The organism is Nocardioides luteus (assembly GCF_000960475.2).
In the GTDB taxonomy this organism is placed as follows: domain Bacteria; phylum Actinomycetota; class Actinomycetes; order Propionibacteriales; family Nocardioidaceae; genus Nocardioides; species Nocardioides luteus_A.
In genome coordinates, this window is sequence record NZ_JZDQ02000047.1 from 1 (window position 1) to 13,144 (window position 13,144).

Below are 13,144 nucleotides of genomic sequence, written 5' to 3' on the forward strand. Positions count from 1 at the left end.
AACAGACGCATGGTGGATCCTCTCGATGATGTTGTGAAGAGACCGTCGAGCTCGACGGTCAGGAAGCCTTCTCGGGCAGGATGCGGTCGAGGGGGACGGTGCTGGCCGACGGGCCGAGCGACCAGTAGTGCCGGTCGTGGTGGAGGAGCGGTTCGGCGGTCTCGTCGAGGTCGACCGCGTCGATCTCGAGCAGCACCAGCCAGGCCTCGCCGGCGGGGATGACGCGGACCACGTGTCCGTAGAAGCTCGCGGCGGCGTCGTCCAGGATCGGCGGCTCTCCCTGTGGGAGCGTCCAGCCCTGTGCCACGGTGAACCGTGGCGCCGTGCGGTCGGCGAAGGCAGCCGCCACGTCGGCCTGGGACTCGGTCAGCACGTGCACGGCGAGACGGTCGCTCCCCGTGAGCGCCGGGCCGGACCGGCCGGACCGAGACACCGAGAACGACAGCATCGGCGGGTTCGCGCTGACCGAGGCTACGCTCGAGACCGTCGCTCCGACGGGTCCCGTCTCGGTCGAGGCGGCGACGATGGCCACGCCCGTGGGATATCGACGGAAGCCGGCCTTGAACTGGTCGGTGAGTGTGTCGCTCACACCCCCTCCTCTCTCTTCGGCAGTGACGCTAAAACATCAAGTCCGGTTGAGGTCCAGTCATCCAGCGTGTGATCGCCGACTCATCCGGTTGTCCGCACCTGAGATCATGTGGGCGCCTGAAGTGCTACTTGTTAGTCTAGCTAAGCACTTGTTATACAACTGGGTCGTCCGCTGCGACTTCGAAGCTTCGACCTCGGTCGCCTAACCTTCCCAGAGAACCGCTCTGCCTCACGATCTAAGGAGTCCCTTCGTGGACGTCTCCCCGCTCATCTGGTGGTTGACCATCGGCATCGCCAGCGCCGTGCTGCTCGTCGACGTACTCGTCATCGGCCGACGTCCGCACGAGCCCTCGCGTCGAGAGCTGATCGTCGCGCTGGGCCTCTACATCGGCCTGGCCGTGATCTTCGGCATCGGGGTCTACGTCTTCTCGGGCCCGAAGTACGGCACCGAGTTCTTCGCCGGCTGGCTGACCGAATACTCGCTCTCGGTCGACAACCTGTTCATCTTCATCATCATCATGTCGAAGTTCGCGGTGCCGAGGCAGTTCCAGCAGAAGGCGCTGCTGATCGGCATCATCCTGGCGCTGGTCTTCCGCGGCATCTTCATCGGCGTGGGCGCGGCCGCGATCGAGAACTTCAGCTGGGTCTTCTACCTCTTCGGCGCGTTCCTGATCTACACCGCGGTCAAGCTGGCCCTGGAGGGCGGCGAGGACGAGGACGAGTACGAGGAGCCCACCGTGGTGAAGTTCCTCGAGCGCCACATCCCGCTGACCTCGCAGTGGGGCAGCGCCAAGATGTTCGTGCGGGAGAACGGCAAGCGGCTCGCGACCCCGATGTTCGTCGTCATCTGCGCCCTGGGCACCACCGACCTGCTGTTCGCGCTCGACTCGATCCCGGCGATCTACGGTCTGACCAACGAGGCCTACCTGGTGATGACCGCCAACATCTTCGCGCTGATGGGTCTGCGTCAGCTCTACTTCCTCATCGGTGGCCTGCTGGAGCGGCTGGTCTACCTCTCCTACGGTCTGGCGATCCTGCTCGGCTTCATCGGCCTCAAGCTGATCTTCCACGCGCTCCACGAGAACGAGCTGCCCTTCATCAACGGTGGCCACCACGTCGGATGGGCCCCGGAGGTCTCCATCGAGGTCTCCCTCAGCGTCATCATCGGCATCCTGGCGATCACCACCGTGCTCAGCCTGCTGAAGTCGCGCAGCATGACCGAGGCCGAGCGCGACGAGGCCACCGGCCCGCGCAGCATGTGACCCTTCGTGAACAGCCCGGCTGAGCCGGGACCACCCGCAGGCCCGCTCCGATCGGAGCGGGCCTGCGGCCGTTCTCGGCCCACTAGGGTGAGCGCATGACCGTGGCAGCAGCTCCCGGACCTCGCTGGCTCGGGGATGTCGGACAGGTGGCGTTGGCCGGGGCGCTCGCGCTGGTGCTGCTGCCGGTCGGCTGGACCTCGGTCGTCGAGGGTGAGGTCGCCGAGGCGTGGCAGATCGCGCTGGTGGCCGCGCTGGTGGTGCTGCACGGGGTCGTGGCGACCGCCCGGCGCTTCCCGCTGACGTCGTACGCCGCCGGGGCCCTGGCCGAGCTGGTGCTGGTCGCCGCCCCGGACCTGGGCGGGCCGACGGCGGAGGCGGCGGGGAGCGAGTACGGGCCGGTGCTGCTGCCGAGCAGCCTGTGCTTCTTCGTGCTGCTCTACGCGGTGAGCGCGCGGGACCGGAGGCCGTGGCCAGGGGTCGCGCTCGGCATCGGGCTGGTGGGATGTCTGGTCACCGTCGTACGGCTGTCGGGGTTCGAGGGCACCGGTCTGGAGGGGTGGACCTGGTGGCTGATGGTGTCCACCGCGACGCTCGCGGCCACGGTCGCGGCCTGGGCGCTCGGCCGGTTCCGGGCCACCCGGGCCGCCTGGATCGACCAGCTCGCCGACCGGGCGGCCGCCGAGGAGCGCCAGCGCATCGCGCGCGAGATGCACGACGTCGTGGCGCACTCGCTCGCGGTCGTCGTCAGCCATGCCGAGGCCGGCCGGATGGTCGTCGGGCAGCAGCCGGAGCGGGCCTCGGGGATCCTCGACACCATCGCGACCACGGGTCGGGAGGCGCTCGTGGAGATGCGCGGGCTGCTCGGCGTGCTCGGCGGGGAGTCATCTCGACAAGCTCGATACATCGCCTCGACCGAGCCGCAACCCGGGCTGGCCGATGTGCCCGACCTCGTCGAGAGGATGCGCGAGGCCGGGCTGACCGTCCGCCTCGAGATGGACGAGCCGGGTCAGGTCGCTCCCGCCGTCGGCCTCACCGCCTACCGCGTCGTGCAGGAGGCGCTCACCAACGTCTCCCGCCATGCGGGCCCGGGAGCCGTCGCGACCGTGTCGGTGACCCGCGCCGGGCGCCAGCTCCGGGTCGAGGTCAGTGACGACGGCGTCGGGATCCAGCGCCCGCCCGGCCGCGGGCTGCGTGGGATGCGGGAACGGGTGACGGCGGTCGGCGGGACGCTCGAGGCCGGGCCGAACGGCGAAGGGTGGCGTGTCCGCGCCATGATGCCGCTGTGACCGAGCCAGAGACCCCGATCCGTGTCGCGATCGTCGACGACCAGGAGCTGATGCGCTCCGCGCTCCGGATGATGGTCGAGAGCCAGCCGGACCTCGAGCTCGCCGGCGAGGCGGCCGACGGCCACGAGGCGCTCGCCCTGGTGCGTTTGATGCGGGTCGACGTCGTCCTCATGGACCTGCGCATGCCCCGCCTCGACGGGATCCAGGCGACGGCCGCGATCACCGCCGAGCAGCCGGCGACGCGGGTGATCGCGCTGACCACCTTCGACCTCGACGACTACGCCTTCCCGGCGATCCGGGCCGGCGCCAGCGGCTTCCTCCTCAAGGACGCCCGGGCCGAGGAGATCGTCGAGGCGATCCGCACCGTTCATGCAGGTCACGCGGTGGTTGCGCCGTCGACGACGCGTCGGCTGCTGGAACACGTGGCGACTGCGCCGGCACCGGACAACGGGCGGGCCGCCGACATCCGGGCGACGCTCACGCCCCGCGAGCTCGACATGCTCCTCGAGCTCGCCACCGGCGACAGCAACGCCGAGATCGCCCGCCGCGTCCACCTCTCCGAGGCGACGGTGAAGACGCATGTCGGCCATGTGCTCGCCAAGCTCGGCCTGCGCGACCGGGTGCAGGCGGTCGTCCTGGCGTACGAGACCGGGTTGGTCGGACCCCGGAGCTGAGCCTCATCCTGCAGGATGAGGGGCCCGCGACCTGAGGGCGACGAACCGCGGCCGGGCGCGGACGAGTGTGGAGACATGACCACACACGCACCCGTCGGGCCCGCCCCGATCAGAACTAGACCGATCAGAACCAGACCGATCAGAACCAGACCGCTTCCGTCCGGCGCCTACTCCGGGCAGTCCTGGCGGATCCACCGGATCACCGAGGACTTCGAGCTCGAGGACGTCTGGGCACTGCCCGTCCAGGGTGGCGCCGACGACTTCCCCCGCTTCGTCGAGGCCATGATGAGCGGCGAGGAGCGCGACTTCCCGGCGGCGTACCGCTTCCTCTTCGCCGTCCGCTGGGCGCTCGGCCGGATGCTCGGCACCGAGCAGGACGAGCACGGCCTGGGGCGGCGCGTCGCCTCGCTCGGGGAGCGGCTCCCGGACGATCTCCGGGATCACTCCGGACCCGTGCGCGACGAGAGCCCGTTCCACCCGCTCTATCTGACCGATCGGGAGTACGCCGCCGAGATCGCCAACCGCACGATGCACGGTGTCCTGCACCTCGGCTGGGTCGAGGACGAGAGCGTGCCCGACGGCTACAGCGCGCACCTGAGCGTGCTGGTGCGGCCGAACGGGCTGCTCGGGGAGGCCTACATGGCCTTCATCAAGCCGTTCCGCTACCTCGTCGTCTACCCGGCGCTGCTGCGCACGGTCGGCCGCCGCTGGGAGACCGCACAGGGGGTGGCCCGGTGACCACCACGATCGAACGTACGCAGCCCCGATCGTCCGTCCGGCGCGCAGCGCCCTGGGTGGCCGGTGCCTGGGCGCTGGCCTTCGGTGCCCTGTCCGCGCTCGCGCTCCTGGACCGGATACCCGACCCGTGGGCGCCCGAGCCGGCCTCGCCGCTCGGCGGTCTCAGCGGCACACAGATGTCCTGGGTGGTCACCGTCGCCGCGCTCCTGGTGCTGGGTGCGGGCGGGTGGGGAGCCGGCAGCCAGGAGCGTCCCGCTCAGCGCCGTGCGGGCCGCCTGCTGGTGGCGGTCGGGCTCGTGGTCGCGCTGGTGGTCTCCGACGTACGCGCGCTGTCGTTCCTCGGCTATCTGCCGCAGACGCTGCTCGCGCTGGTCGGTATCGGTCCGGTCGCGGGACATCTGAACTGGGGCATCCTCATCGACTCGGGCACGGCGCTCGCGCACGCGGTCGGTGGTCTGGCGACCGTCGTCGCCGGTGTCGGCCTGCTCGAGCGGGCCGAGCCGGGCGGCCGGATCGACTGGGGCCGCTGGACGCGCTGGGGGCGCCCCGCGGTGACGGTCGCGGTCGTCGTACCTCTTCTCTACGCCGTCACCCGGATCGCGTGGGCGATGGGTGTGCCGCTCGGCATCAGGCCGGAGATGCTCGACGAGCTCGGATCGGGGAGGTGGGCCGGCTTCGGGCTGGCGCTCTTCGCGGTGGTCGGGGCCCTGCTGACCTGGGGTCTGCTGGCTCGCTGGGGCGAGGTCTTCTGGTCCTGGATGCCGCGGCTCGGCGGCCGCCCGGTCCCGGTGGCGATGGCCCTGGTGCCCGGCATCCTGGTCGCCGGCGCCGTCACCTCCGCCGGACTCTCCTTCTGGCGGATGGTGGTCACCGGTGACCTGTGGATGGTGCCCGGAGCCACCTCGGACTGGGCGGCCTGGGCCCCCGAGATGCTGTGGCCGGTGTGGGGAGCGGCGCTCGCCGTCGCCTGCCTCGCCTACCTGGGACGACGCACCGGGCCACGTGGATGACGGGTCCGACTCCTCCGTGGCCGGCCCGCGGAGGAGTCGAACTCTTGGCCAAGTCCAGGAAAACTCTCTGCTCATCCCGGGCCGAAAGGGCGCTCAACAGGGACCATGTACCCATGCGTATCCGTCCCCCACGCGCCGGTCGCCAGCATTTGAACCATCTGACCGGACAGGGCGGACTCGCTCTGAGCGGTCGGAATCTCGCTGACCGGCTTGCCCACGAGAATCGGCTCTCCTCCGACGAGGCCGCCGACATCGTCGCCCAGATCGCACGCATCCTCGCCCCGGGACATGCCGCGGGACAGGTCCACGGGGACATCCGGCCGGCCACCATCGGGTACGCCCCCGACGGCCGGATCGCTCTCGTCGGTGCGCCCGCGCCGCGCGGCGGTGAGGCGCTTCCCTACATGTCTCCCGAGCAGATCGACCGCCGGCGGATCGGTCAGGCGAGCGACATCTACTCGCTCGGCGCCGTGTTCTTCGAGTTGCTCGTCGGGCGCCCGCCGTACGCCGGGCTCGAGCCCGAACGCGTCGGGAACCTGGTGACAGTGCCCGGTCACCTCGACGGCATCACCACGGCGATGCTCGCCGACGACCCGGCCAAGCGTCCGCGGGCCGACGAGGTGGCGACCGTGCTCGAGAGCGGGGTCGCGCCACCGCCGAAGCGGATCGTACGTCCCACCGGCCGGACCGGTCCGCGGCTGTCGCCCACCGTGCTGGGTGTGCTGATGATCCTGGTCGTACCGGGGTTGATCTTCGGCGGCTGGGGCACGCTCCGGGCCGGCGACCGGACCTCGACCATCGGGAGCGCCGGGCCGCTGGCCGACATCTTGCCGAGCAGCTTCCAGCTTGCCTTCGACCTCTCGATCGAGCGCGACGCGCTGCGGACCGATGCGGCCCTGACCGAGGACTTCCTCCAGATCACCGACAGGTCCATCGAGGCATGGACGGCCGAGGTCGAGGACCTGGAGTTCGGCGACGACCAGGGGCTGAGGCGGCGTACGGAGAGGTCGGCGGCCGCCCTCGAGCGGCTCTCGGACATCCGCGCGGCCGCCCGGGCGGGTGACCGGACCGGCAAGATGGCGGCGGTCGAGCTCTACACGAACGCGGTCAACGGACTCTTCGACCTCGCCGCCGAGCTGCCCTCGTTCCAGGACGACGCGCTGGCCAGGCAGGCGCGGAACCTGGAGCTGATCGGGTCCGTCTCGGAGGTGCTCGGGCTCGAGCGCAGGGTCATGGCGAACGCGCTGCGCAACGAGCGGATCAGCGACCACGGCATCGCCGATCTCAGCGCGGCGCAGGACTCCTGGGCGACCCATTCGGAGTCGATCTACGCCCGTGCCGACCCGGCGACGCGGCAGAAGCTCGACAAGATCTCGGGCCGGTCGTTCGAGTTCGGGTCCTACGCGGTCTCGTCCCAGCGCGCCGTCATCCGGGTGCTCAACGCTCGTGACGTCGAGGACGTGGTCAGGCAGCTGGAGGACGGCGCCGACGGGAGGGCCGTGGACCAGATCTGGATGGCCGATGCGGCCAGCTACGTCCAGGACCTGAAGGACGTGGTCGTCGACGCGGCTCGCCAGCTCGCCAGCGATGTCGACCGTGAGCACCGCGACGCGAAGGACCAGACGATCGGCTGGGGGATCTCCACCGGCGTGATGCTGGCGTTGCTCGCCGTGCTCGGGCTCGCGCTGATCCGTTCGCGAGGGCGTTCGGTTGATGCGTAAACCGGCGATATCGGCGAAGATCGGCCGATTTCCTCGGTGCGTACACGAGACGCACGGGGCGTGAGTCCGACAACATATGCGCATGCGAACGCGCCCCCCGATCGCAGGCCGGTACCGCCTGCACCGCCTGCTCGGCCGCGGCGGGATGGGCGAGGTTTGGCAGGCAGCCGACATCAGGCTCGAACGCTGGGTGGCCGTGAAGATCGTGGAGATCTCCGCCGACCCCAAGGTGACCGAACGCTTCCGCCGGGAGGCGCTCTCGACGACGGCGGCCAGCCACCCGGGCACGGTGCAGGTCCACGACGTCGGGGTCGAGCAGACCGAGTACGGCAGCATCGTCTACCTGGTCATGGAGCTGCTTCCCGGCCCGACGCTGGCCGACCGCCTCGAGAAGCAGGGCCGGTTCACGGTCGAGGAGGCCGGCGAGGTGCTGGTCCAGGTCGCCCGTACGCTTACCGCGGTCCACACCTCGGGGATCATCCACCGCGACATCAAGCCGTCCAACCTGGTCTACGACGGTGACGGCCGGATCCGGGTGCTCGACTTCGGCATCGCTCAGCTGGCCAACCATCAGGCCGAGCGGCTCACCTCGACCCGTCATGTGATGGGAAGCCTGCCCTACATCTCGCCCGAGCAGGCCGCCGACACCGTGGTCGGCCCGGCGAGCGACATCTACGCGCTCGGCTGCGTCGCGTTCGAGCTGCTCACCGGGCGTGCTCCGTACGCAGGCTCCGAGCCGGTCTCGATGATCTACCAGCACGTGACCGCACCGGTCCCGCACGTCAACGACGTGGTCACCGTGCCGTCCCATGTCGACGAGTTCGTGGCCCTGATGATGGACAAGGACCCCTCCCGGCGGCCCAGCGCGGGCGAGGTCGTCGCCTTCGCGCGCCGGCCCGGGGTCGCGCCCGCGAACGCGGTCGGCAGCCGGGAGCTGTCCGCCGCCCCTCGGCCCGCCGCGCTCATGGCTTCCAAGATCTCGGCGTCCCCGTCGGTGTCGTCCTCCCCGTCGCCGCTGACCACGATCGCCGGGGCGGTCGAGTCGGCGCAGCGTACGCCTCGGTCGCATGCGGCCGCGAAGCCGAGGTTCCTCCGCACGCCGGTGCTGGGCGCGCTGCTGGTGCCGGTGGTGATCGCCCTGGTCCTGAGCGGGCTGAGCTTCGCCGACGCGTTCCAGGAGCGCGCCGTGTCCAACCGTGCGATGACGATCGCGGGTGCGCTCCCGGAGAGCTACGAGCTCGGGATGGATCTCATCTTCGAGCGCGACGCGCTGAGCTCCGACCAGGTCCCGGACGCGGTCCGGCAGGCCTATCGGCAGGTGACCGACGACTCGATCGAGGCGTGGCACGCCGACATCACCAAGGTCGACCTCGCCGACACCCCGAGCCTGCGGGAGCGGGTCGAGCGCACCTACACCGTGCTCAAGGGCATCGACGCCTACCGCGACGACCTCGAGGACGGCGACAAGGCGAGCACCGAGGCCGCGGCCGCCGCCTACACCGACACCGCCTACGAGCTGCTCGACTTCGCGACCGAGATGCCCAACATCCGCAACGAGAAGATCTACAAGCAGGTCACCAACCTCAAGTACGTCAGGTCGGCGGCCGAATCGCTCGGCGTCGAGCGCGCGATCATGGTGCCGGCGCTGATGACCGGGCGGATCGACGAGGAGTCGATGGAGGCGATGAGCGAGGCGCGTACGTCCTGGCAGCTCACCTCGCGCTCCTTCTACGCCGACGCCCCGCAGGCGACCCAGAAGGCGCTGGACAAGATCTCGGACGACACCTTCGCGGACGGATCGCGTGGCGTGGTGTCGCAGAACGCGGTCGTCCAGGTCATCAACGACGGCTCGCTCGACGAGGCCGTCCCGGATCTCGAGGCCCACAGTATGGGGAGGCCGGCCGCGCAGGTCTGGGCCGAGGACATGACCCGCTTCATCCAGCTGCTGAAGGACACCATCGTGGCGATGACGCTGATCGTCTCCGACGATGTCGGCGAGGAGCACCGGGGCATCCAGACGAAGGTCTTCCTGAGCGGGGCGCTCGCCGTCTCCGCGCTCGTCGCCGGACTCGCGCTACTGGCGGGGATCTTCCTCGTGCGCCCGCTCCGCGGGCGCCGGCGATCCGTCAGAGCAGACCAGTGAGGCTCGAGACCAGCGCCTCCCAGCGGCTCTCGACGTCGAAGCCCATCTGGCTCATCAGCGCCCAGCCGAAGCCGACGATCGCGTAGAGGCTGATCGGGGTCATCACGACCCACTCCCGGATGGAACCGGCATCGCCGAGGATCGGGAGGGCGAAGTTGCCGCCCCGGGTCCACATGTTGTCGAAGGGGAGCCACTTGTTGCGGCGGACCCACCTGGGCGGCTTCGGCGCGATCGGCCAGAACAACGGGATCCCCATCGTGGTCACGAAGTCGCCGAGCAGATGGACGACGCAGCCCAGGCCGACCGAGAACGGCATCCACCACCACTCCTCGGGCGCGAAGACGGCGATCACCGCCGCCAGCGCCACTGCCGGGATCCACGGCCAGTGGACGCCCTTGCGGGTGAGCTTCAGCGCGTCCATGGCGAACGCGACCAGCAGGACGCACATGATGCCCGGGCCGATCAGGACGCTGCCGAAATGCTCGGTCTCGAGCGAGAGCTTCCCTGCGCCCCAGGCGAGTCCGGTGAAGGCGAGCACGCCGAGGATCGAGTGGGTGCCGTTGCGGTGGCCGCCGGAGACCTGTCCGACGATCCTGGTCAGGCCCTCGGAGACCGGTGGCAGCGAGTGGGCGATCGTGCCGTTGTGGTGGTCCGCGTCCGGAAGCAGCGCGGCGCCGGCGCACACCAGGGTGCCGGTCATCACGCCTATATCCGAGACGCCCGGATACCATCCGAACGCGATCGGTGCCGACGATGTCACTGCGATCCACGCGGCGGCTCCTGAGGCCGCGTGATGCCCGCCCATCATGTGAAGTTGTGTCCCTCTCCAGTGTTCCCCCGCTGCATGACCGCGGATGAACGTACCGGTCCTCGGGCTGGTGCGCGTGTGTTGGGGTGGTGTGTCTGTGCGGCGAGATTCGAATCACTGTTCGAAGGGTGATCCGAGGGGTGAAAGGGGTGCGGCCGAGGCGGCAACCTGAATAGGATGCGCGGTCATGACGACTCCCGGCACCCAGGGCGATGCCCGTCGTGCGCCGTGGACGTTCGAGACCAGTCGGTGCGCCGCGACCGTGACTCCCGAGGCGATCGAGTTCCGGTTCATGGTCGCCGCGCGCGACGGATCGCTGAGCGAGATGCTTCTCTCGGTGGGCCGGCACGACATGCCGACGCTGCTCGAGGAGATCGCCTTCGAGATGCCCGAGGCGCTCGAGTGGATGTCGGCGGCGATCATGACGGTCGCCCGGGAGCGGCGCCTGGCCGCGGAGGCCTCGTCGGTCCCGCATCAGCGCGGGGCATAACCTCGGGCCGAGCAAGGTTGTCCCGCTGCACCGCAACTCGATCGAGGAGAGACCTGTGACCACCACGTACGACTTCGAAGTGACCGCCGCTGACGGGAGCACCGTCTCGCTCGGTGACTACAAGGGCAAGCTGCTGCTGATCGTCAACGTAGCCAGCAAGTGCGGCCTGACGCCGCAGTACGAGGGCCTCGAGGCGCTCTACCGCGCCACCAGCGACTCCGGTGTCGAGGTCATCGGGTTCCCGTGCAACCAGTTCATGGGTCAGGAGCCCGGCACCGACGAGGAGATCCAGGAGTTCTGCAAGACGACCTACGACGTGACGTTCCCGGTCCTCTCCAAGATCGATGTCAACGGGGAGAACTCTGCTCCGCTCTACGAGTTCCTTCGTGCCGAGGCGCCGGGCGACATCCAGTGGAACTTCACCAAGTTCCTCATCGGTCGCGAGGGCGAGGTCGTCAAGCGCTACGAGCCGCAGGTGACGCCCGAGGAGATCCAGGCGGACCTCGCCCAGTATCTCTAAGGCGATGCCGGACGGCGCTCGATCCCCGATGTTGCCGGGATCGAGCGCCGTTCTGCATAGATAGTTGGTCAGAAGATAGTTCGGTATCGGATGGTTCGTTAAGATCTAGTTCATGACCGGACCGCGTATCGACCTGCTGTTCCTGCTCAACCAGTCTGCTCACGCGTTCGCGGCCCAGGTCGGCGATGCGCTGGCCGACCTGGAGCTCTCGGTGCGCGAGTACTGCGTGCTGATGAAGGCCGCCGAGGGGGAGTACACCCAGAACGCGGTCGCCGAGATGGCGATGCTCGACAAGACCACGATGGTCACCACCCTCGACAACCTCGAGCGCCGCGGTCTCGCTGAGCGGCGGGTCTCGAGCACCGACCGCCGGGCGCGCATCGTCGCGCTCACGCCGGCCGGCGCAAAGGCTCTCGAGGAGGCCTCGAAGGCCTACAACGCGACCGTCGCCAACGTGCTCGAGAGTCTCCCGCCGAGCGAGGGTGAGGCGTTCATCGAAGCGCTGCAGCGCCTGGTCGAGGGGCCGTGGGCGACGCCGTCGCACACGATGACGCTGCGGCGTCGTGCGCCCTCCTCGGCTCGCTGACAGATAGGTCTACAACCGAATATTCCGAAATAGATTGTTTCATAACAAACAATCTATTATGGTCGTATCTATGACGACCAAGACAGTCGCGCTCGCGACCCTCGCAGCCACTCAGTTGATGGTGATCCTCGACGGCACGGTCGTGACCGTCGCCCTTCCTGCAATCCGCGACGACCTGGGCTTCGGCGACACCTCGCTGTCCTGGGTCGTCAACGGCTTCCTCCTCGCCTTCGCGCTCGTCCTGCTCCCGGCGGGCCGGGCAGGTGACGCCTTCGGCACCCGGCCCGTCTTCCTCGCCGGGCTGAGCATCTTCACGCTGGCCTCGGCATGGTGCGGCATCGCCTGGGACCCGATCTCCCTCGTCCTCGCCCGATTCGTCCAAGGACTCGGCGGTGGCATCGCCTCGGCGGTCGTGCTCGGCATGATCGCCGGCCTCTACGCCGAGGCCCGCGACCGCCTCCGCGCCTTCGCGGTGCTCGCCTTCGTCGGCTCGATCGGTGCCTCGGTGGGGACGGTCCTGGGTGGCGTACTCACCGAGGTCGCCTCGTGGCGCTGGGCCTTCCTGATCAACGTCCCGCTCGGGATCATCGCCCTGGTCGTCGCGCTCCGCGCGGTGGAGGGTACGCCGCCGACCGGCGCCAAGGGTGGCCTGCTCCCGCGCGGCCTGTTCGCCCAGCGCAGGTTCGCGCTCGGCAACCTGATCCTGCTGACCCTGACCTTCGGGGGGTTCACCTTCCAGTTCGTCACCACGCTCTACCTGCAGGACGTCCTCGGCTTCGGGGCGCTCGCGACGGGCCTGGCGTTCCTCCCGGTCAGCGCGGTGATCGCGGTCGCGAGCCTCGGCTTCAGCGCCGCGCTGGCCGAGCGGTTCGGCTCCGAGCGCATCTTGATCGCGGGCGTGCTCGGCTTCGTCGCCGGGATGGTCTACCTCGTGCGCCTGCCCGAGACCGGCAGCTTCCCGACCGACGTCCTCCCCGGCGCGGTCGTGATGGGCCTCGGGTTCGGTCTCGCGATGCCGCAGGTGACGGCGTTGGCGATGGGTGCGCTGGCGCCGGAGTACGCCGGGATCGGCTCCGGCCTGACCACGACCACCCAGCAGGTCGGCGGGTTCCTCGGCACCCTGATCGCCGCCGGGCTGGTCACGACCGAGGGCTATGGCCCGGCCTATGCCTCGGCCGCGATCGCGCTGGCCGCAGGAGCGGTGGTCGCGGCGTACCTGCTCGTGGACGCGGGACGCGCCCGGGACCCGAAGGTCTCCGAGCGCGTGCCGGAGGAGGCCAAGCTCTGAGCCCTCGATGCCAGAGCCCGACCCCTCGGC

At 69.6% G+C, this 13,144-nt stretch carries 13 protein-coding genes; 11 read left to right on the forward strand and 2 right to left on the reverse strand.

The window, feature by feature from the left end; all coding sequences use genetic code 11:
• Positions 1-58 precede the first annotated feature (58 nt).
• Positions 59-589, reverse strand: coding sequence for a flavin reductase family protein (locus tag UG56_RS24635; RefSeq protein WP_045547074.1), 531 nt, complete (start codon positions 587-589; stop codon positions 59-61).
• Between the two features lie 250 nt (positions 590-839).
• Here UG56_RS24635 and UG56_RS24640 point away from each other — a divergent pair, with 250 nt between their 5' ends.
• The 7 genes from UG56_RS24640 (at position 840) to UG56_RS24670 (ending at position 9,422) form a co-directional block, all read left to right on the forward strand.
• Positions 840-1,850 carry a TerC/Alx family metal homeostasis membrane protein gene (locus UG56_RS24640; RefSeq protein WP_045547075.1) on the forward strand — a complete coding sequence of 337 codons (1,011 nt, stop codon included), beginning with the start codon at positions 840-842 and terminating at the stop codon, positions 1,848-1,850.
• A 95-nt stretch (positions 1,851-1,945) separates the two neighbouring features.
• Positions 1,946-3,136 (forward strand): sensor histidine kinase, encoded by a 1,191-nt coding sequence (locus UG56_RS24645; RefSeq protein WP_045547076.1) that lies wholly within the window; start codon positions 1,946-1,948, stop codon positions 3,134-3,136.
• Positions 3,133-3,810 carry a response regulator gene (locus tag UG56_RS24650; RefSeq protein ID WP_084101565.1) on the forward strand — a complete coding sequence of 226 codons (678 nt, stop codon included), beginning with the start codon at positions 3,133-3,135 and terminating at the stop codon, positions 3,808-3,810. The genes UG56_RS24645 and UG56_RS24650 overlap by 4 nt, the downstream gene beginning before the upstream one ends.
• A 75-nt stretch (positions 3,811-3,885) precedes the next feature.
• Entirely contained in the window at positions 3,886-4,548 is a 663-nt protein-coding gene (locus tag UG56_RS24655; RefSeq protein ID WP_084101567.1) for a DUF2867 domain-containing protein, read from the forward strand.
• Positions 4,545-5,558 carry a hypothetical protein gene (locus UG56_RS24660; protein ID WP_045547077.1) on the forward strand — a complete coding sequence of 338 codons (1,014 nt, stop codon included), beginning with the start codon at positions 4,545-4,547 and terminating at the stop codon, positions 5,556-5,558. The genes UG56_RS24655 and UG56_RS24660 overlap by 4 nt, the downstream gene beginning before the upstream one ends.
• Positions 5,559-5,671: 113 nt before the next feature.
• Complete coding sequence (locus UG56_RS24665) at positions 5,672-7,279, forward strand: serine/threonine protein kinase (RefSeq protein ID WP_143055188.1); 1,608 nt, start codon at positions 5,672-5,674, stop codon at positions 7,277-7,279.
• A gap of 82 nt (positions 7,280-7,361) precedes the next feature.
• On the forward strand, positions 7,362-9,422 hold the full coding sequence (locus tag UG56_RS24670) for a protein kinase domain-containing protein (RefSeq protein WP_177191549.1): 2,061 nt from the start codon (positions 7,362-7,364) through the stop codon (positions 9,420-9,422).
• Here UG56_RS24670 and UG56_RS24675 read toward each other — a convergent pair.
• Positions 9,406-10,230, reverse strand: a complete 825-nt coding sequence (locus UG56_RS24675) for a metal-dependent hydrolase (protein WP_045546715.1) — start codon at positions 10,228-10,230, stop codon at positions 9,406-9,408. The two genes, UG56_RS24670 and UG56_RS24675, sit on opposite strands and share 17 nt — an antisense overlap.
• 187 nt (positions 10,231-10,417) lie before the next feature.
• Between UG56_RS24675 and UG56_RS24680 the strand changes: the two genes are divergently transcribed.
• The 4 genes from UG56_RS24680 (at position 10,418) to UG56_RS24695 (ending at position 13,114) form a co-directional block, all read left to right on the forward strand.
• Positions 10,418-10,720 (forward strand): hypothetical protein, encoded by a 303-nt coding sequence (locus UG56_RS24680; RefSeq protein WP_045546716.1) that lies wholly within the window; start codon positions 10,418-10,420, stop codon positions 10,718-10,720.
• Positions 10,721-10,775: 55 nt separating this feature from the next.
• Positions 10,776-11,240: a glutathione peroxidase gene (locus tag UG56_RS24685; protein ID WP_045546717.1), complete on the forward strand. Its 465-nt coding sequence runs from the start codon at positions 10,776-10,778 to the stop codon at positions 11,238-11,240.
• A 112-nt stretch (positions 11,241-11,352) separates the two neighbouring features.
• Positions 11,353-11,826 (forward strand): MarR family winged helix-turn-helix transcriptional regulator, encoded by a 474-nt coding sequence (locus UG56_RS24690; RefSeq protein ID WP_045546718.1) that lies wholly within the window; start codon positions 11,353-11,355, stop codon positions 11,824-11,826.
• 70 nt (positions 11,827-11,896) lie between these two features.
• Positions 11,897-13,114 carry an MFS transporter gene (locus UG56_RS24695; RefSeq protein WP_052693053.1) on the forward strand — a complete coding sequence of 406 codons (1,218 nt, stop codon included), beginning with the start codon at positions 11,897-11,899 and terminating at the stop codon, positions 13,112-13,114.
• Positions 13,115-13,144: the final 30 nt, after the last annotated feature.